Annotated in this window: 15 protein-coding genes and 1 pseudogene; 12 read left to right on the top strand and 4 right to left on the bottom strand. The window is 72.3% G+C overall.

The features are described from left to right. Nucleotides 1-24: 24 nt before the first annotated feature. Nucleotides 25-1098, bottom strand: coding sequence for a sensor histidine kinase (locus ACFXDE_RS35500; RefSeq protein ID WP_380498582.1), 1074 nt, complete (start codon nt 1096-1098; stop codon nt 25-27). Between the two features lie 437 nt (nt 1099-1535). On the opposite strand from ACFXDE_RS35500, the gene ACFXDE_RS35495 reads away from it, so the two are divergent. Next, the gene (locus ACFXDE_RS35495; protein WP_380498566.1) at nt 1536-1877 is read left to right on the top strand and encodes a hypothetical protein; all 342 of its coding nucleotides are present in this window, start codon (nt 1536-1538) and stop codon (nt 1875-1877) included. 206 nt (nt 1878-2083) lie between these two features. Here ACFXDE_RS35495 and ACFXDE_RS35490 read toward each other — a convergent pair whose 3' ends face one another. Together ACFXDE_RS35490 and ACFXDE_RS35485 are read right to left on the bottom strand one after the other, a co-directional pair. Further along, the gene (locus ACFXDE_RS35490) at nt 2084-2395 is read right to left on the bottom strand and encodes a hypothetical protein (RefSeq protein WP_380498565.1); all 312 of its coding nucleotides are present in this window, start codon (nt 2393-2395) and stop codon (nt 2084-2086) included. A 66-nt stretch (nt 2396-2461) separates the two neighbouring features. Next, nucleotides 2462-3127 carry a CatB-related O-acetyltransferase gene (locus ACFXDE_RS35485; RefSeq protein ID WP_380498564.1) on the bottom strand — a complete coding sequence of 222 codons (666 nt, stop codon included), beginning with the start codon at nt 3125-3127 and terminating at the stop codon, nt 2462-2464. Nucleotides 3128-3221: 94 nt separating this feature from the next. Here ACFXDE_RS35485 and ACFXDE_RS35480 point away from each other — a divergent pair, with 94 nt between their 5' ends. The 3 genes from ACFXDE_RS35480 to ACFXDE_RS35470 all read left to right on the top strand — a co-directional run bounded on the left by ACFXDE_RS35480 (nt 3222) and on the right by ACFXDE_RS35470 (nt 5288). Further along, complete coding sequence (locus ACFXDE_RS35480; protein WP_380498563.1) at nt 3222-4061, top strand: TetR/AcrR family transcriptional regulator; 840 nt, start codon at nt 3222-3224, stop codon at nt 4059-4061. A gap of 96 nt (nt 4062-4157) precedes the next feature. Then, nucleotides 4158-4862, top strand: a complete 705-nt coding sequence (locus tag ACFXDE_RS35475) for a peptidylprolyl isomerase (RefSeq protein ID WP_380498562.1) — start codon at nt 4158-4160, stop codon at nt 4860-4862. Nucleotides 4863-4949: 87 nt separating this feature from the next. Further along, nucleotides 4950-5288, top strand: coding sequence for a MazG-like family protein (locus ACFXDE_RS35470; protein ID WP_380440011.1), 339 nt, complete (start codon nt 4950-4952; stop codon nt 5286-5288). A 1276-nt stretch (nt 5289-6564) separates the two neighbouring features. Here ACFXDE_RS35470 and ACFXDE_RS35465 read toward each other — a convergent pair. Continuing rightward, a complete protein-coding gene (locus ACFXDE_RS35465) occupies nt 6565-6756 on the bottom strand; it encodes a hypothetical protein (protein ID WP_380498561.1) in 192 nt (63 codons plus the stop codon). A gap of 754 nt (nt 6757-7510) precedes the next feature. Here ACFXDE_RS35465 and ACFXDE_RS35460 point away from each other — a divergent pair. From ACFXDE_RS35460 to ACFXDE_RS35425, 8 genes and pseudogenes are all read left to right on the top strand, one after another. Beyond that, entirely contained in the window at nt 7511-11596 is a 4086-nt protein-coding gene (locus ACFXDE_RS35460) for an amino acid adenylation domain-containing protein (protein ID WP_380498560.1), read from the top strand. A gap of 204 nt (nt 11597-11800) precedes the next feature. Beyond that, a complete protein-coding gene (epsC, locus tag ACFXDE_RS35455) occupies nt 11801-12400 on the top strand; it encodes a serine O-acetyltransferase EpsC (RefSeq protein WP_380440007.1) in 600 nt (199 codons plus the stop codon). 141 nt (nt 12401-12541) lie between these two features. Then, nucleotides 12542-13795: pseudogene (locus tag ACFXDE_RS35450) on the top strand (ATP-grasp domain-containing protein); the annotation flags it as partial. Beyond that, nucleotides 13793-14818 carry a PLP-dependent cysteine synthase family protein gene (locus tag ACFXDE_RS35445; RefSeq protein WP_380498581.1) on the top strand — a complete coding sequence of 342 codons (1026 nt, stop codon included), beginning with the start codon at nt 13793-13795 and terminating at the stop codon, nt 14816-14818. The pseudogene ACFXDE_RS35450 and the gene ACFXDE_RS35445, both read left to right, overlap by 3 nt. Beyond that, a complete protein-coding gene (locus ACFXDE_RS35440) occupies nt 14815-16083 on the top strand; it encodes an ATP-grasp domain-containing protein (RefSeq protein WP_380498559.1) in 1269 nt (422 codons plus the stop codon). The genes ACFXDE_RS35445 and ACFXDE_RS35440 overlap by 4 nt, the downstream gene beginning before the upstream one ends. Nucleotides 16084-16213: 130 nt before the next feature. Next, entirely contained in the window at nt 16214-17470 is a 1257-nt protein-coding gene (locus ACFXDE_RS35435) for an ATP-grasp domain-containing protein (protein ID WP_380498558.1), read from the top strand. Nucleotides 17471-17478: 8 nt separating this feature from the next. Further along, nucleotides 17479-18750 carry an MFS transporter gene (locus ACFXDE_RS35430; RefSeq protein WP_380498557.1) on the top strand — a complete coding sequence of 424 codons (1272 nt, stop codon included), beginning with the start codon at nt 17479-17481 and terminating at the stop codon, nt 18748-18750. 159 nt (nt 18751-18909) lie between these two features. Next, nucleotides 18910-19365: a cupin domain-containing protein gene (locus ACFXDE_RS35425; RefSeq protein WP_380439999.1), complete on the top strand. Its 456-nt coding sequence runs from the start codon at nt 18910-18912 to the stop codon at nt 19363-19365. The last annotated feature ends 55 nt before the right edge of the window (nt 19366-19420 follow it).

The raw sequence follows: 19420 nt of genomic DNA, 5'->3' as shown, positions 1-19420 counted from the left end.
GCCGACCCGCGTCGGTCTCCACGATCACGCCGGCCTCGTGCCGGCTTCCTCCAGCGGCAGCACCGCCGTCACCCGCCAGGTCTCCGTCTCGTGCGGGCCCGCTTCCAGCGAGCCGCCGAGGGCCTCGACCCGGGCCACCAGCCCCGGCAGTCCGCTGCCGCCGCCGTGGCGCGGCCGCCCGGCCTGGCCCGGATTCCGGCCGTCGTTGGTCACCGTCAGCTCCAGCCGTCCACCGGTACTGCGGGCCCGAACCTCGACCGCCCGCGCGGCCGGAGCATGTCGCCGGACATTGGTCAGGGACTCGACCACGATCCGGTGGACGGTGCCCTCCACCTCGCGCGGCACCGGCTCCTCCGGCAGCTCCAGCGTGACCTCGGCGCCGCCCGTCGCGGTGAACCGCGCGGCCACCTCGGCGAGTTCGAGGAGTCCGGGCTGAGGGGCCCGGCCGCCGCCCTCCTCGCTGCGCAGCAGCTGCACCGTCCGGTCCAGCGAGGCCAGGGCCCGCTGCCCGGCCTGCTCTATTCGCTGGAACATCTCGGCCGCCCGGGCCGGATCGATCCCGGCCAGGTACGCCCCGGCCTGGGCCTGGGCGACCATGCCGCTGACGTCGTGCGCCACGAAGTCATGGAGGTCGTGGGCCAGTTCGAGCCGCTGGGCGCGCCTGGCCTCGACCACCGCGTTGGCGCGTCCCTCGTCCAGGCCCCGCAGGTAGAGCCCGATCAGGACGGCCGGCAGCGAGAGCATCGAGCCGAAGCCGAAGACCGTGAGCACGTCCCCCGGGCCTTCGAGGAACGCGAAACGGGTCAGCCAGAGGGCGACGGCTCCGCAGGCCGTCCAGGCCGCGACCGCGCAGCGCGGCCCGTCCTCGGTGCGCAGGCCGAGGACCACCGCCAGGAGCAGGACGGCCAGTTCGACCAGGCCGGCCAGCCCGGCCCAGCGATCGCCCTCCGCCCACCGGCCGAGGAGCCAGACGGCGAACGTGACCACGAGCGACGCCGCTCCGAGTGCCATGGTCACGGCCGCGGCCCCGTACCGCCCCCGCGCTGCCCAGGCCGGCAGTGCCAGGACCAGGACGACCCCGGACAGGATCTGAGTCATCGTCACCACCTCTCCTCGGCTCTTCGACTGCCGCCACATTACGACGCCGCCGAGGCGGTGCGCCTGTGCCGATCGGCATATTTCACAGGCCGGTTGAGCAGGGAGAACCTGCCGATCGGCAGCTGTTGCGGACCCCTGGCGGGCCTCCAGTCTTGAGTCGTCGCACCGGCCACGAGGGTCGGTGCCGAAGGGAGGCACCCTCGTGTCGAAGCTCGTGATCAACGCCCGCGGCACCGCCCACCGGGCTGCGGCCGCCGCCCCGGACGTCCCGCCCGCCCCGCGTTGGGCCCGGTTCGCCGCCAAGGCCGCCGTCCTCTCCACCGTCCCCTCGGGGTTGTGGCGGATCGCCTTCGGTTTCGGCGCCCCGGTCGGCTTCAGCGGTTCCGACGGCCGCGGCGTTCGCCGCGCACCAGCCGGGTTGGGGCACGGTCTACTGCGTGGCGCTGAGCCTCCTGGCCGAGGCGCTGGCCTTCCTGACCCTGGGCCTGGTCCGGCCCTGGGGGTTGGTGGTGCCCAGGTGGGTTCCGCTGCTGGGCGGCCGCCGGGTCCGGCCGCTCGCCGCCGTCGTGCCGGCCCTGCTCGGTTCGGCGATACTCACCGACCTGGGGGCGACGGCGCTGTTCGGCGGGTGGGCGCGGAACCTGGCCGAGGCGGATTCGCCGCACGGCGTCGCCGCCGTCGTGATGACGCTCGCCTATCTGCCCCTGGTCGCGTGGGGCCCGTTGCTCGGTGCGGTCGCCATCGACTACGCCCGCCGGACGGTGCGGTGGCACCGGTGACGCGGGCCGCGGGCCGCGGGTCAGACCCGGGCCGGTTCCGGGCTCGGCGCCGCCGCGTCGGGCGCTCCCTCCCCCTCCCCCGCGGCCGGGCGCGGCACGAGGGCGGTGCGCCGGCCCGTCTCGGTCGCCCCGTGCACCAGGACTCTGCCGAAGGGTGCGAGCGGGCCCATCCGGTTGCCGGCGACGGTGATGCCGAAGACAGCGGCTCAGAGCAGCTGGGTGCCAAGCAGCAGGCTCACCCAGGACGGCGGTGTGGCCCGCGCGGCCCACATCTGGAGGAAGAAGGAGAACAGCGTGCAGAACAAGGACAGATGCAGCAGCCAGGCCCACCGGGCCGGCCCGTACGGGGCGGCGACGGTCCACGGCGCGGGGCCGACGGACAGCGCGGCCACTGCGAACACCGCGGTGGCGGTGGCGGGTTGCCCCCAGGGCACGGCCAGCGGGTCGGTGTTCCGGACGGCCCGGGAGCGGGCCATCGCCGGCACGTACGCGGAGTCGACGGCGGCTGCGCCGAGCACCGGGACGCCACTGAGGGCGGGTGGGCGGAGTCCGCCGCCGGTGAGCAGGGGGAGCCGGGCCGCGGGTCAGGCTGCGAGCAGCCCGTGGTCCTCGGCGATCGCGGCGATGTCGGCCGGGGTGCCGGACATGATGGTGCGCACGTGTGCGGTGACGAGGTCGACGGGCCAGTCCCACCAGGCCGCGCGCAGGAGGAGCTCGATGACGGCGTCGGGGAAGCGGCGGCGGATCGGGCGGGCGGGATTGCCGCCGACGACGGTGTAGGGGTCGACGTCGGAGGTGACGAGGGCTCCGGCGGCGATGATCGCTCCGTCGCCGATGCGCACGCCGGGCAGGACGGTGGCGCCGTAGCCGAACCAGACGTCGTTGCCGACGTGGGTGTCGCCCCGGCTGGGGAGGGCGGTGACGATGTCGAGGGTCTGCTCGGTCCAGCTGCCGCCGAACATCGTGAACGGGAAGGTGGAGACGCCGATGGCCGGGTGGGCGGCGCCGGCCATGAGGAAGCGGGTGCCGGTGGCGAGGGCGCAGTACTTGCCGATCACCAGGCGTTCGGGTCCGTAGGAGTAGAGGACGTTGCGTTCCTCGAAGCGGGTGGCTCCGTCGGGGTCGTCGAAGTAGGTGTACTCGCCGACCTCGATCCTCGGGTCCTTGACGAGGGGGCGCAGCAGGACGACGCGGTCGTGGCCGGGGAGGGGGTGCAGGGCGGTCGGGTCGGGGGCGGTCACGGCGGGCATGTGAACTCCTCTCGTAATGCGACTCCCGTCGCATTACGATGAGCATGGCACGGCCGCACCGGCCCGGCAAGCATTAACGCGACTGGAGTCGACTTTGAGCGAGATTCCCGAGACCCCAACCTCAACCCCGGCCCCGGACACCGCGACCCTGCGCACGCCGGCCGCCCGCCCCGGCGGCCGGAGCGCCCGGGTGCGGGCCGACGTGGTCGCGGCCACGCTGGCCGAGGTCACCGAGAAGGGGTACGACGGCCTCACCGTCGAGGCGGTCGCAGCCCGCTCCGGCGTCCACAAGGCGACCCTCTACCGGCGCTGGAGCGGAGTGGACGGACTGGTCGCGGATGCCCTGACCGCCTCCGCCGACCAGCCCTGGCCCCTGCCGGACGCCGGGGACCTCGGCGAGGACCTCCGCCGGATCACCCATGAGGTGTTCGCCGTCTTCACCGACCCCGCGCTCGGCCCGACCCCCACGGCGCTGATCGCGGCCGCCCAGCGCTCCGACACCGGGGCAGCCGCCCTCCGCGCCTTCTTCTCGGCCCGCCACGAACAGGCCGCCGAGGTGGCCGAACGAGCCGTCACCAGGGGCGAGTTGCCCGCCGGCACGGACGGTGCCGAGGTGGTCCGGGCCGCGACCGCCCCGCTCTACTACCGCCTGTTCGTCACCGGCGAGCCGCTCGACGCCCTCACCGCCGAGCGGGCCGCGGACGCCGCCACCCTGGCGGCCCGCGCCGGCTTGTTCGCGGCCACCCCCACCCCCGCCCCAGCCCCAGCCCCGGCCCCAGCCCCAGCCCCAGCCCCAGCCCCAGCGAGCCGAACCGCAACGCCTCGCACCACCGCAACCCGAACCGTGACGCCCCACACCACCGCGCCCCGCACCACCGCGCCCCCGACCGTCGATCCGCCAGCGACCAACCATCAGACCCCGAATGAAAATTGACGCTGCACCAGCACCACGCCGGCGCAGCAGCCGCCACCGAAACCGGAGCCACACCACCCCCTACCGGAACCCCACCGGCCCGTGGATGATGCCTCCATGACAATCCTGCCGTCCACCACCCCCCGGAAGGCCCGTCACGTGAAGCGCAAGCAGTGGGCGCTGGTCGCCGCCGCCACCGTCCTCCCGCTCGTCGCGAGCACCGGCACCGCCGTGGCGGACACCCCCTCGCCGGCCCCGAGCGCCGCCTGCACCTACACTCCGGCCGTTCCGGCCGACAACTTCAAGGGCATCCCGGTCTTCGACCCCGAGGAGGCCGCCGAGCCCTACAGCGCGACCCTGCGGACCAACCAGGGCCGGATCACCTTCGAGGCGCTGACCGACAAGGCCCCCTGCACCACGTTCTCGTTCCGCTTCCTGGCCGAGAACGACTACTTCGACGGCACCCATTGCCACCGTCTCACCACCCAGCGGATCTACGTCCTCCAGTGCGGCGACCCGACCGGAACGGGCAGCGGCGGCCCCGGCTACTCCTTCCCCGACGAGAACCTGACCGGCGCCACCTACCCGGCCGGCACCGTGGCCATGGCCAACGCCGGGCCGAACACCAACGGCAGCCAGTTCTTCTTCGTCTGGAAGGACACCAAGCTCTCCCCCGCCTACACCCCGTTCGGCCGGGTCACCGCGGGCCTGGACGTCCTGCAGAAGATCGCCGCGGGCGGCGAGGACGACCAGAACGGGCCCGGCGACGGCTACCCCACCCTGCCGGTGGACATCCGCCACGTGAAGATCAGCGACCGCTGACGGCCCGCAGCCCGGGTGGCGCTCCCGCCGCTCCCGTACGGTGGCAGCACCAACGACACCGCACGGGAGCGACGGGAGCAGCGCCGCATGGACAGCAGGATCTGGGAGAGCGTCGACCACCTGGTCGCCTGGCTCGACGCGAACGGCACGCAGTCGCCCCAGGAGGAGCGCCTGCTGCGGATCCTCAAGGTCTCCGAGGAGGTCGGCGAGGTCGGGGCCGCGGTGATCGGCGCCACCGGGCAGAACCCGCGCAAGGGGGTCACCCACGGCTGGGAGGACGTCCAGCACGAGCTCTGCGACGTCGTGTTCGCCGCGCTCGTCGCCCTGCGGACGCTCACCCCGGACGCGGCCCGGGTGTTCGCCGACCGGCTCGCCTACGTCGAGCAGCGCTCGGCCGCCAGTCGCGCAACCCCTGAGGCAAGTTGATGCCACGTCATATTTTTCTGCCGCGTTTCCGTCAATTCCGTTGACGACCGGACCACCGGTCCCTAACCTGAGCCAACGGCCCGGCCCCATCGCCTCACCGGCGAGCGGTCGCGGCCCCGTCCGCCGAGAGTGCGCCTAACCTGCGCCGTCGGCGGAGGCGCCGGTTCCACACCGTTCGACCCGTACCGCCCCGGGCGGCCCTTCCGGCGCTCACCGCGCCAAGCGCCGCCGCGCCCTGCCATCCCGCAGGCGAAAACGTACGCACGAGCCGACCCGGACCACCGCACCGGCCGTCGTACGCCGGCCCCACGCGGACCACACCCGCGCCGAGCGCCACTGAAGGCCGCACCGCACGCTGTACGCCGCGCCACCGCACGCCGCACCGCCGCTGCACCCGCCGCCCGTCGACCTCGTACGGGCCGCGCTCGCGTCACGCACCACCGCACACCACGGCACCGCACCGTCGCAGCGCCGCGCCCCACATCTCCCACTGCCGCGCACCGCCGCGCACCGCCAGACACCTCGACGCGCTCGCCGCCGACACGGGCCGCATCCGCGCCAGGCGCCGCCGCACCCGGCGGGCCGCCACCTCGCGCCGGCGCGTCCCACGTCCATCGCACTCCGTCCCGCACGGCACCGCCGCACACCATTACGGCACCACAGCACCACGGCACCACAGCACCGTCGCGCACACCGAGCACGGTAGAGGCGAGCACGCCCCGCATCGACACCCTCCATCGGGGGGTCAACGATTGCACCCAACTCGCTATTGCGAGTAACTTGCAATAGCGACAGTGCCACAAGGGCGAGGAGGGATGGCGGTGATCAGGTCTCAGCGACCTCCGGCGTTCGAGCCGCCATGCGCCGACGCCCACCCCCTTCACCCAGCAGCCCTCACCACCCCCGCCCTCACGGCCACCGCGCCCGCAGCCGCCCCCGCAGCCGCCACCGCCACCGCCCCGGAGCCTCGCGACCTCTCGCCCACTCCCGCGCGCCACGGCGAACACTCCCCGTTCGCGAGCGGCGGCAGGGCAGGCCGGCGAGCAGAGGGCAGCACCCTCCCCGGCGCCACCCGCCATCGCGGCACCACCCGCCACCCCAGCACCGCCCCCTCTCGCGCCATCGCCGCCACCATCACCGCCATCGCCCCCGCCCCCACCCCCGGCATCGCCATCGCCCCCGCCATCGCCGCCACCCCAGCACCCTCCACCCGACTGCGTTTCAAAACTGTTGCGCCAGACCAACATTGGGTGAATCCCTCCCCTCCGGGGCAGGATCAAGCATGTACATGCTCAACATCTGACCAGCAGTCAATCCGGCCCACCGGATAGCCCGCCGACACCCCGCCGGCGCTTGCCTCCACGGCAATCAGCATGGCGCAATCATCACGGCCATCAAGAAACCGCCAAGGCAATGCGGGGTCACCCGGATGGATCGGCCACCATTCAACGAATGTGGTGACGATCACACATGGGCTTTTGAGCCGGTGAAATCCTGACGGAAAGTCATCGAATCACGACTGCGCGTAAGAGGATTCCGCAGCACGGAAGGCGCGTCGCGACCACCCCGGAGGGGCCCCCGAACATCCCCGGCGGCCGACGGTCATCCCCCATGACCATGGCAAACGGCTCCGGACGGTCACACTGCGGACACCCACCGCAGGGGCGTCCCGGGCGTGGCATCCGCGCAGCTCGCCGGGCTTGAGCTGCACACGGGCGATCCGCCAAGGCCGACCACGGAGCGTCTCCGGGGATTTACAACACGAGTCTTCCGGTTTTATAGTCACGGCCGACGGGGGACGTTTGACCGGCCCGGATAGCGGATGCAACCACCACGGATCCGACTATTCACTTGCCGGCCATCAACTGTCGAGGGGGAGGCGTAGTGTTGTGTCTTGAAGTGGGCGCGGGGGAGCGTCCGAACCTCTGTTGTACGCGATCCGTTTCAGCCTGAGCAGCAGCTGGACGCCGCGCGGTCACGGGAACTGCCTTAGAGACCGCGACTGTTCGAGCTAGTGTCATGCCCACGTAATTCTTTTTTTGGCATCCTGTTGGCGCGCTTTCGCATGCCCTCTTCGCCGGGTCCGTGCGTCGCGACAACAGGCGGTCGGCCGCGCCCGCATTTTATGACGTCGGCCTTATTTGGCATGCACCCTTGTCGGCTATGTGCTCGAAGAATGACGAATTCGAGGAATGATGGCGATATTCACGGGGTCCGAGGAATTGACTCTTTCGAACATGCTGCGCGCGGCCGCGCTCGTCCAGCCCGACCGGACCGCCGTTTCCTGCGGCACCGAGCGACTGACCTTCCAGCAGCTCAGCGACCGTAGCGAGCACATCGCCGACCACCTGCGGCAACTCGGCGTACGGCCGGACGAGCCGGTCGGCATCTACATGGAACCGTCGGTCGATCTGATGGCCAGTGTGTGGGGCGTGCTGCACGCCGGCGCCGCATATCTGCCGTTGTCACCCGAGTATCCGGACGAACGCGTTCGGTACATGGTGGTGGACTCGCGCACGAAGGTCATCCTGGCCGACGCGGCGCTGACATCCAGACTGGCCGCGATGGCACCGCCGGAAACGAGGATCATCACCCTCGCCGAGGCGGCCGCCGGCGCTTTCGGCAGCCCGGACAAGACCGGCGCGGACGAGACCGGCGCGGACGAGACCGGCACGGACACGGCCATCCCCGTCACAGAAGCCCGCCGCCCCACCCGGGGCGACGACCTCGCGTACGTCATCTACACCTCCGGGAGCACGGGCAACCCGAAGGGCATCGGCGTCGAGCAGCACAGCATCGTCGCCCAGATGCGCTGGATGGCCGACGAGCAGGGCCTCGACCGGACCAGGACGGTGCTGCAGAAGACGCCGCTGAGCTTCGACGCGGCCCAGTGGGAGATCCTCGCGCCCGCCTGCGGCGCGAGCGTGGTGATGAGCGAGCGCGGGGTCTACGCGGACCCCAACGGCCTGCTCGACCTGATCACCGCCCACGAAGTGACGACCATTCAGGGCGTCCCGACGCTCATTCAGGCCCTGGTGGACAGTGGCCGGTTGCCGGACTGCACGTCCCTGACGCAGATCTTCAGCGGCGGCGAGGCGCTCACCAAGAGCCTCGCGGTCGAGGTCTTCGACGCGCTGGCGGACTGCGACCTGATCAACCTGTACGGCCCGAGCGAGTGCACCATCAACTCCTCGGCGCTCAAGGTCGACCGGGACGCGGTGCGCCAGGGTCCGGACCACATCTCGATCGGGCACCCGGTGCGGGGCCTCGACTTCCACATCCTCGACCACGACCGGAAGCCGGTGGCGCCCGGCGAGTCGGGCGAGCTGTACATCTCCGGCGTCCAGGTGGCCCGCGGCTACCTGAACCGCGACGACCTGACGGCCGAACGGTTCCTCCCGAACCCGTTCTCCGACGACCCCGCCCACGACCGCCTGTACCGCACCGGCGACCTCACCCGCTGGAACGACGACGGCACCGTGCAGTTCCTCGGCCGCACCGACAGCCAGGTCAAGCTGCGCGGATTCCGGGTCGAGCTGGACGAGATCAAGGTGTCCATCGAGTCCCACGACTGGGTGAAGCGGGCCGCCGTCCTGGTCCGCAACGACCAGCGCACCGGCGCCAACCTCATCGCGTTCATCGAACTCGACCCCAACCAGGCCTCGCTGATGGACCAGGGCAACCACGGCGCCCACCACCAGTCGAAGAAGAGCAAGGTGCAGCTCAAGGCGCAGCTCGCCGGCCTCGGCGTGCGCGAGGTGCCCGGCCTGCCGGCCGTGGCGCTGGAGGGCCGCCAGGAGACGCCCGAGCAGCGGCGCACCGCGTTCGCCCGCAAGACGTACCGCTTCTACGAGGGCGGCGAGGTCACCAGGGACGACGTCCTGGACCTGCTCGCCCGCCCGGTCGGCGCGGCGGCGTCCGCGCCCCGCACGCCGGACACCCTCACGCCGGCCGAACTCGGCGCGCTGCTGCGCAACTTCGGCCGGTTCACCAGCACCGAGCGGCTGCTGCCCAAGTACGGCTACGCCTCCCCGGGTTCGCTGTACGCCACCCAGCTCTACCTGGAGCTGTCGGGCGTCGCGGGCCTCGAACCGGGCTACTACTACTTCCACCCGGTCGACCACAGCCTCGTGCTCATCGCCCCGGCCCCCGCCGGGCGGCCGCGGCTGAAGGCCCACTTCGTCGGGAGCCGGTCGGCCATCGAGGCGGTCTACCTCAACAACGTGCAGGAGGTCCTGCAGTTCGAGGCCGGTCACATGGTCGGCCTGTTCGACCACGTGCTGCCCGGCTACGGCCTGCGGATCACCGCCCGGGCCGGCGAGCCCGCCGTCAAGGACCTCCTGGGCTGCCCCGGCGAGGACTACTACCTGGCCACCTACGAGGTGGAGAGCGCCGCGGCCCCGGCCGTCGCCGACCCGGTCGAGCTCTACGTGCAGGCCCACCCCGGCCGGATCGCCGACCTGCCCGCGGGCCAGTACCGCTACGCGGACGGCGAGCTGGTCAAGGTGTCCGACGAGCTGGTGCGCAAGCAGCACGTCATCGCGATCAACCAGGAGGTGTACCAGCGCGCCGCCTTCGGGGTCAGCATCCTCGGCCGCGCGGACGAGCCCTGGCAGCGCTACACCGACCTCGGCCGCGAGCTGCAGCGCCTGCAGATGAACGACGTCGGCCTCGGCCTCATGTCCTCCGGCTACAGCTCGGAGACCGGCAACCCGCTGTCGGCCGCCCGCCGCATCGCGGAGATCGTCGGGCTCGGCGCGGAGACCGCCTCCTACTTCGCCGTCGGCGGCCGCATCAGCGAGGAGCAGCGGCTCGGCGAGGGCATGAAGGAGGACTCGGTCCACATGCGCGGGCCGGCCGAGATCGTCAAGGACAACCTCGCCGACGCGATGCCGCCGTACATGGTGCCGAACCGGGTCACCGTGCTGAACGCCTTCCCGCTCACCCCGAACGGCAAGGTCGACCACCAGGCGCTGCGCGAGCTGGACAAGGCGGCGGTGGACGACACCGATACGCCGGTGGTGCTGCCGCGCACGCCCACCGAGGAGGCGATCGCGGCGCTGTGGCGGACGGTGCTGAAGCAGGAGCGGGTCTCGATCCGCGACGACTTCTTCGGCTCCGGCGGGCACTCGCTGACCGCGGTCAACCTGATCAGCCGGATCAACAAGGAGCTCGGCGCGGGGCTGCCGCTGCAGGTGCTGTTCGAGGCGCCGACCATCGCCGAGCTGGCCCGGCGGGTGGACCGCGAGCCGTCGACGGCGTCGTCGCGCCTGGTGCGGCTGCGCGCCGGGGAGGAGGGCCGCCGCCCGGTGTTCTGCTGGCCCGGGCTCGGCGGCTACCCGATGAGCCTGCGCCTGCTGGCGAGCCGGCTCGGCCTGACGTCGCCGTTCCTCGGCGTGCAGGCCCACGGCATCAACGCCGGCGAGACCGCGTACCCGACGTTCGACGAGATGGTCGCCCGGGACATCGAGCTGATCCGCGAGGTCCAGCCGCAGGGCCCGTACACGCTGTGGGGCTACTCCTTCGGTGCCCGGGTCGCCTTCGAGGTGGCCTACCAGCTGGAGCGCGCCGGCGAACAGGTCGACGAGGTGATCCTCCTGGCGCCGGGCAAGCCCCCGGTGGAGGCGCACCTGGAGGCGCCCGCCGACGCGGCGGCCAGCTTCACCGACCCGACGTTCGTCGCGATCCTCTACTCCGTCTTCTCCGGGAACCTGGAGCAGTCGGCGGTGGAGGAGTGCATCGCGGCGACGCGCGACGGGGCGAGCTTCGTCGACTTCGTCTGCGGCCGCTTCGAGCACCTGGAGCGCGACCTGGTGCGTCGGATCACCGACGTGGTGTGGCGGACCTTCCTGTTCGAGTACGCCCCCGAGGAGCTGGCCGAGCGCACCGTCTCGGCGCCGGTCACGGTGTTCCGGGCGGACGCGGACCAGCCCTCGTTCATCGACTCGGGCTACGCGCTGACCGCGCAGGCCCCCACGATCACCCAGCTGAAGGCCGACCACTACGGCCTGATCCGCTCCGGCGGAATCGACGAACTCACCTCCGCCATCAAGTCCGCACGGCTCATGAGGAAGGTCACCGGCGTGCCCCACGTCAACATCAAGCACTTCCCGAACGATCTCGACCCGCAGCAGATCTCCGACCTGGTCGAGGCGATCACCAGCGCCGTGAAGACCGCGTTCTCGGTCGACGAGGGCGCCGTGTCGATCGCCCTGGAGCCGGTCGAGCAGGAGGCCTGGAACGAGCGGGTCTACCTGCCGGAGATCGTCGAGGGCACCGGAACGCTGGTCAAGGTCCCGAACTACTGAGCCCGTCGACCACACCGGACGCCGGGCCCGGCCACCACACCGGTCACACCGGACACCGGGCCCGGCCATCACACCGGACACCACCTCGGACACCGAGCCCGTCCACCACACCGGGCGCCACACCGGACACCACACCGGACACCGGGCCGGGCCACCACATCCGACGGAGCAGCGGGGAGCAGGCCATGACAGACGGAGGACGGCATGCGTAGGACGATCGCCAGGGCGAAGGAGGACCTCGCCGTGATCGTCGAGCGGGACCCTTCGATCCGCACCCGGAAGGAAGCGCTCCTGCACCCGGCCCTGCCGGCGCTGTGGGCCCACCGGGCGGCGCACGTCCTCCACACCGGGGGGCACCGGCAGACGGCGCGCGTGCTGGCGTACGTGGCGCGCGCCGTGACCGGCGGCATCGAGATCCACCCGGGGGCCCGGCTGGGCCGGCGGGTGTTCATCGACCACGGTGCGGCGGTCGTGATCGGTGAGACCGCCGTGATCGGCGACGACGTGACGATCTTCCACCAGGTGACGCTCGGCGCGGTCGGGTTCTGGCGGGACTCCTGGCGCAAGCCCGGTGCCCGCCGCCACCCGGTGGTCGGCGACCGGGTGGTGATCGGCACGAACGCGATCGTGCTCGGCCCGGTCACGGTCGGGGACGACGCGCTGATCGGTGCCGGCGCCCTCGTGCTGGCCGACGTGCCGGCCGGTGCGCGGGTGATGGCCCCGGCGGCGAAGGTCTCGCAGCGGCCGCCCACCGAGGAGACCTCCCAGCTGCTGCGCACCCTGGCGACGTCCGGGTACTGGTAGCCCGCCCGAGCGCCAGGCCCGCTCCCCATCGGCCGCCCGGCCCTCCCCCTCCCCTCCCCCCATTCATCGCAAGTCAGCCCGACCGCAAGTCAGCCCGACCGCAAGTCAGCCCGACCGCCGGTCCGCGGACCGCAGGTCGGCATGCCAACGGAGGCATACGTGATCCATGTAGGTGTCCTGGAGAGCAACCTCTCCGGTTCCGGCTTCGAGGGTCTGCAGATCCTCAAGGAACTCGACTGCCGCGTGACCTTCTTCACCCGCGACCTGGACCGGTACCTCGAAGTGCCGGGCGGCCCGGCCTACTTCGACAAGTACGTCGACGAGATCGTGCACTGCGAGACGAACGTCCTCGACGAGCTGATGCCCCACGTGCGCGCGGCCTCGGCGCAGTACCCGTTCAACGCGTTCCTGACGCTGGCCGAGTACGACGTGGTCGTGGCCGCCGAGGTGGCGATCCTGCTCGGGCTGCCGACGGTGAGCGTGGACGGCGTCGCGACGGCCCGCAACAAGGCGCTGATGCGCCGCCGCTGTGCCGAACTCGGCGTGGCGATGCCCGCGTTCCGCACCGTGCGGACCCCGGAGGAGGCCGCCGCGGCCGCCGCCGAGATCGGCCTGCCGTGCGTGGTGAAGCCGGCCGACGAGACCAGCAGCGCCGACGTGAGGCTGGTGGAGACGGCGGAGCAGGCGGCCGAGCACGTGGCGCTGATCCGGTCGCGGGTCGAGAACACCCGCGGTCAGAGCCGCTACCACGAGCTGATGGTCGAGGAGTTCATCACCGGCCCCGAGGTCAGCGTCGAGGTGCTGGCCGAGGGCGACCGCTTCGTGGTGCTCGGCGTGACCGACAAGTCGGTGACCGGCCAGGGCTACTTCGTCGAGCTGGGCCACAGCTTCCCGTCGAGCCTGCCGGAGGCGACGGTCGCCGCGATCGGCGACCTCGCGGTGGAGTCCCTGCGCGCGGTCGGCTTCGACCTCGGCATGGCACACGTCGAGATCAAGGTGACCCCGTCCGGGCCGAAGCTCGTGGAGATCAACCCGCGGCCCGCCGGCGGGAAGATCACCTACCTGGTCGACCGCGCCCTCGGCATCCGTTCGCTGGAGCTGGTGTCGCGCCAGTACCTGGGCGAGCCGCTGCCGGCCGAGGTCGTGCCGGCCAAGCCGGTCGGCGGCGCCGCGATCCGCTACCTGACCGCTCCGGCCGGCCGGGTCGTGTCCGTCGGCGGCCAGGACCGCGCCGCCGCGCAGCCCGGCGTGGAGGAGGTCGTCGTCAAGCCGAAGCCCGGCGACGTCCTGCACGAGGTGCGCCGCAACGGCGACCGCGCCGGTCACGTCCTGGTGATCGCCGAGAGCGCGCAGCTCGCGGCGCGCACCGCCGAGGCCGCCGCCCGCGAGATCATCATCCGCACCGAGCCGGTCGCGGCGCGCCCGGTCGCGCGGTCGCTGGTCGACCTGATCGGCGGCACGCCGCTGCTGGAGCTGCCGCTGGACCGGATCGTGGACGGCGCCCCGGCCGGGGCGGCGGTGCTCGCGAAGCTGGAGCTGTTCAACCCGTGGTCCAGCAGCAAGGACCGCGCCGCGCTGTCGATGCTCAAGGCCGCCGAGGAGCGCGGGGAGCTGACCCCGGGCGACGGCACCGTGATCGAGGCGACGTCGGGCAACACCGGCATCTCGCTGGCCGCGCTGGCGGCGGCCCGCGGCTACCGCTGCGTCATCGTGCTGCCGGACAACGCCACCCAGGAGCGCGTGACGATGCTGCGGTCGCTGGGCGCCGAGGTGGTGCGCACCCCGCACACCGGCGGCTACCAGGCGGCGGTGGACAAGGCCCAGGAGCTGCACGAGCAGACGCCGGGCTCGTGGTTCTGCTGCCAGCACGACAACGCGGACAACGTCCGGGCGCACTACGAGTCGACCGGTCCGGAGATCTGGGCCGACACCGAGGGCCGGGTCGACGTGTTCGTGTGCGGCGTCGGCACCGGCGGCACGCTGAGCGGGACCGGCAAGTACCTGCGGGAGAAGAACCCCGCGGTGCGGATCGTGGCGGTGGAGCCGGCGGGTTCGCCGCTGCTGTCGGGCGGCGAGCCGGGCACGCACTGCATCCCCGGCTTCAACGGCGGGTTCATCGCGCCGACGACGGACCGCGAGCTCATCGACGAGGTGATCCCGGTCGCGGACGCGGACGCGCTGCGCACCACCCGTGAACTCGCCCTGCGGGCCGGCCTCATGGTCGGCGTCTCGGCCGGTGCGGTCGTGCACGCGAGCAGCGTCGTCGCGAGCCGTCCGGAGTTCCGGGGCAAGCGGATCGTCACCCTGCTGCCCGACACCGGCGAGCGCTACCTGAGCCTGCTCAACCGCGAGGCCGCGTCGACGCCCACCGCCACCGCTGCGCCCGCCGCCACCACTGCCGGGGAAGGTGCCCGTTGAGCAGCGGGACCGACGGCAGGCCGCGCCTGCTGATGGTGATGCCGTACCGCCAGTTCGTCCAGAAGGCGCAGGCCGAGGGCTACTGGGTCGGTGCGATCTGGGACGCCCGCCTGGAGTCCCCCGGTTACCTGGACGACGTGCGCGGGCTCGCGGACTTCTTCGTCCTCGCCGACTTCGAGGACCACGAGCAACTCGGCCGCACCATCCGCGAGGTGGCGAAGGAGCAGGGCGCCTCGGTGGTGTACCACATCGGCCGCGAGGAGACGATGGTCACCGCGTACGAGGTGGCCGAGGAGCTGGGGGCGGCGCTCAACCCGGCGTCGGCGGTGCGCTACCTGGCCGACAAGCACGCGATGCGCGACCTGCTGGCCGGGCGCGGCCTCTCCCCCGTGGCCTTCGAGGCCGCCCCGACCCGCCGGGAGGTGCCGGGCGCGGTCGAGCGGATCGGCCACCCGGTGGTGGTCAAGCCCTCCGCGCTCGCCGGCAGCCGCGGCGTGTTCCTGTGGCAGGGCCCGGAGGACCTGGCGGCGTGGACCGCGCTGGTCGACGAGTACGGCTACGACGGCCCGTTCCTGGTCGAGGAGTACCTGCGCGGCCCCGAGTTCAGCGTCGAGACGCTGAGCGAGGACGGCCATCACCAGGTGGTCGGCATCACCGAGAAGCTGCTCGGCCCGCCGCCGCTGTTCGTGGAGGCCGGGCACGTCCACCCGGCGCCGTTGTCCGACGGCGACCGCGCGGCGATCGAGCGGCTGACCACGGACTTCCTCACGGCCTGCGGCTACCGGTTCGGCCCGGCGCACACCGAGGTGATCCTGACCGCGCGCGGCCCGCGCATCGTGGAGTCGCAGGCCCGCCTGGGCGGCGACCGCATCCCGCGGCTCGTCCAGCTGGCCACCGGCCTGGACGTCGAGCGGGCGGTCTTCGCGAGCATGGCGGGCACGCCGACCGAGGTGCCCGCCCCGACCGCGACGGCCCTGGTCCACTTCTTCACCTTCCCGTCCGGCCGGGTCGACGAGGTCCGCGGCGTGGAGGAGGCGAAGCGGCTCGGTTTCGTCGACGAGCTGAACGTCCGCCTGCGGCCCGGGGACACCGCCCCCGAGGTCCGCGACTCCAAGAGCCGGCACGGGCACGTGGTGGTGTCCGGCGCCTCCCCCGAGGAGGCGCGGGCCCGGCTCGCCGAGGTGCTCGCCACCGTCGAGGTCGTCGTGGACGGCGTGCCGTCGCGCGCGGCCGGCCACACCGGCGTGGTCGGGGCCCCCGCGTGAGCCGCGGCCCCGGCGCGGATCGCCGCGCAGTGCCCGGTCGGTGCTCCGCCCCGGCAGCCGAGCCGCCGACCATCCCGGCAACCCACCCAGCAACCGCTCCAGCAACCGCTCCAGCAACCAGGAGGTTGGCATGACCGCCCCCGACCCGAACGCACAGGTGGTGTTCGTCGGCTACAACGCGGCGTACCTGCGCGCCATCGACGGGAAGGTCCCGAGCGGGTCCGTCGTGGTGATCGAGGAACCCGACATCATCCGCAAGCGGGAGCTGCAGGACGCGGCCTCGCGCTTCGACTGCCTGGACCGCATCGTCGCGGCCGGCTACCAGCAGTCGACCGAGGCCCTGGACCTGGCGGTCGAGCTGGCCGCCGAGCGTCCGGTCGCCGCCGTCGTGCCCGGCCTGGAGTACGCCGTCCCGGCGACGGCCGCCCTGGCCGAGAAGCTCGGGCTGCCCGGCGCCACCGAGGAGGCCGCGCAGGCGCTGCGCGACAAGGCCCGGCTGCGCGAGGTGTCCGGCGCCGGCGGCGTGCGCAACCCGCGCTGGCGGGAGGTGTTCGGGCCCGAGGACATCCTCGACTTCGCCGGGGACGGCCCGGTGGTCGTCAAGCCGGCGAACCGGCAGGCGAGCGTCGGCGTGCAGCTGCTGGACTCGGTGGACGCCGCCAGTGCGGCGGTGGCCTGGGAGCGGACCTCGTCCGCCTCGGAGTACGAGCAGGTGCCCGACCGCGAGCTGCGCTGGCGCTTCCTCGCCGAAGAGCGCCTGGAGGGGCCGGAGTTCAGCGTCGAGGCGCTGGTGCGCGACGGCGAGGTCATCTTCGAGAACGTCACCGCCAAGTCGGTGATCGAGGGGCCGCACCCGGTCGAGCTCGGCCACCTGCTGCCCGCCCCGCTCGACGACGACACGCAGGCCGCGTTCGCCACGGCGATCCGTCAGCTCGTCACGTCCACGGGCTTCCGGACCGGGATCCTGCACGCCGAGTGGATCCTCACCGAGGACGGCCCGACGCTGGTCGAGTGCGCGGGCCGCTGCCCGGGCGACTACCTGATCGACCTGGTCGACCTGGCCTACGACACGAAGATCCGGCTGACCCTGATCGACCTGCTCGCCGGCCGGCCGGTCAGCCTGCCCGACACGTCCCGGCGGACGTCGGCGATCAGGTTCCTGGCGGCCGAGCCGGGCACCGTCACGGAGATCTCCGGTCTGGAGACGGCCAGGGCGCTGCCCGGCGTGCACGACGCCGAGGTGGACGTCGTGGTCGGCCAGGAGGTCCGCCCGTGGGCGTCGTCCTGGGACCGCGCCGGGCACGTCATCGTGACCGGGCCGGACGCGGACGGCACGCTCCGGCGCGTGCTGGACGCGGACGCCGCCATTCGCATCGCAACCGACTGAGGAACGACATGTCTGTTCTGTGGCAGCGCATCCGCGGTCTGCGCGGGTCCATGCCGGGCGGCTCGGTCGGCTGGCGCCTCGCCGTCATGGCGACGATCAACGCGGTCGGCACGGGCGCCTTCCTGTCCGTGTCGGTGCCCTTCGTCACCAGGTCGGTGGGCCTGTCCGAGGGCGACCTCGGCCTCGGCCTGACCCTGTCCGCGACCATCGCCCTCGGCACGGCGATCCCGATCGGCATCCTCGCCGACCGGATCGGCCCCAAGAAGGTGCTGGTCGGGGTCAGCCTGTGGCGCAGCGCCTGCTTCGTGGTGTACCCGTTCGTGCAGAACCTCTGGGAATTCCTGGCCGTGGTCTGCGTCCTGGGGCTGGTGGACAAGGCCGCCGCGCCGATGGAGCAGGCCCTGGTGGGGCAGGTGGTGTCGAGCGACGAGCGGATCAAGATGATCGCGATCCTGCGGTCGATCCGCAACGTCGGCTTCACCGTCGGCGCCCTCGCGGGTGGGATCGGACTGTTGATCGATACCCGGGCGGGGTATACTGGGATCCTGCTGCTGAACGCCACGACGCTCGCGGTGCTCGCCCTGCTGGCCTCCCGGCTCCCGGTGCTGAACGCGCCGGCGTCGAGCCTGCGGCGGCGGTTCTCGATGAGCGTGCTGCGGGACGGGTCGTTCCTGTCGTTCACCGGGATCAACGCGGTGCTGACGATGCACATGACCCTGCTGAGCATCGGCATCCCGATGTGGATCACCGGCCACACCGGCGTGTCGTCCGCGCTGATCTCCCCGCTGGTGGCGGTCAACACCGTCCTCGCGGTCGCCCTCCAGGTGCGGGCCAGCCGCGGGACCGACACCATCGGCGGCGCGGCCAAGGCCCTGGTCCGTGCCGGGTTCTCACTCGCCATCTGCTGCCTGCTGCTGACCGCGGCGCCCGAGCTCCCGGCCATCCTGGCGATCGGCGTGCTGCTCCTGGCCATGGTCGCCCTGACCGGCGGCGAGCTGTGGCAGTCCGCCGGCGGCTGGGGCGCCTCCTACCTGCTGGCGGTGCCCGGCCAGGAGGGCGTCTACCTCTCGGTCTTCTGGCTCGGCCTGGCCGTCCAGCAGATCGCCGCACCGGTCCTGGTCAGCCTGGTCGTCACGACCGGGGCCGTCGGGTGGGTCGTGCTCGCCGCCCTGTTCGCCGCCTGCGGCCTCGCCGCGCCGGCGATCGGCCGGTGGGCGCAGGCCCAGGCGGACGCCCGGGCCCCGAAGGAAGAAGAGGCCGCCCTGGCCGAGGCCGGCTAGCCCCGCGGCGACCGACCACCGGGGCACCCGACCGACCACCGCGGCCACCGACCACCGCGGCACCTGCCCGCCGCGGCACCTGACCACCGAAACAACCGACCACCGAAAGACCCGGCCCTTCCGACGGGCCGGCCCTTGTGAAACACACTGAGGAGAGACATGTCCATCCCCCTGTATGTTCCGGCCGGTGGCGGCGAGTTCGCGAGCATCCGCGACGGCCGCAAGAAGACCTACTTCAAGCTGACCACCGAGCAGTCCAACGGGGAGTTCGGCTTCTTCGAGCACCACATGGCCCCGGAGGCCAACGGCGCCGCGCCGCACATCCACGACCAGTCCACCGAGATGTTCTACGTCGTCAAGGGTGAGATCGAGTTCACCATCGGCGACGAGAAGGTCGTCGGCGAGCCCGGTGCCTTCGCCTACGTCCCCAAGGGTGCGCCGCACGGCTTCACCAACCGGGGCAAGGAGGACGCCACCCTGCTGATCATGTTCTACCCGATCTTCAGCCGGGAGGACTACTTCCGCGGCCTGGAGCGCCTCACGGCCAACGGCCGCAACCCCAGCCTTGAGGAGCTGCAGGAGCACATGGCGAAGTACGACCAGCGGATGGTCTGATCCCCGGCAGCCGGCCGGATGACGGAACCGGGCCCGACAGCGATCCGCTGTCGGG

The sequence above is a fragment of the Kitasatospora sp. NPDC059408 genome, from assembly GCF_042751525.1.
Lineage (GTDB): Bacteria > Actinomycetota > Actinomycetes > Streptomycetales > Streptomycetaceae > Kitasatospora.
The sequence above is the reverse complement of the archived record's forward strand: the minus strand, read 5'-3'. Positions and strand labels throughout refer to the sequence as shown.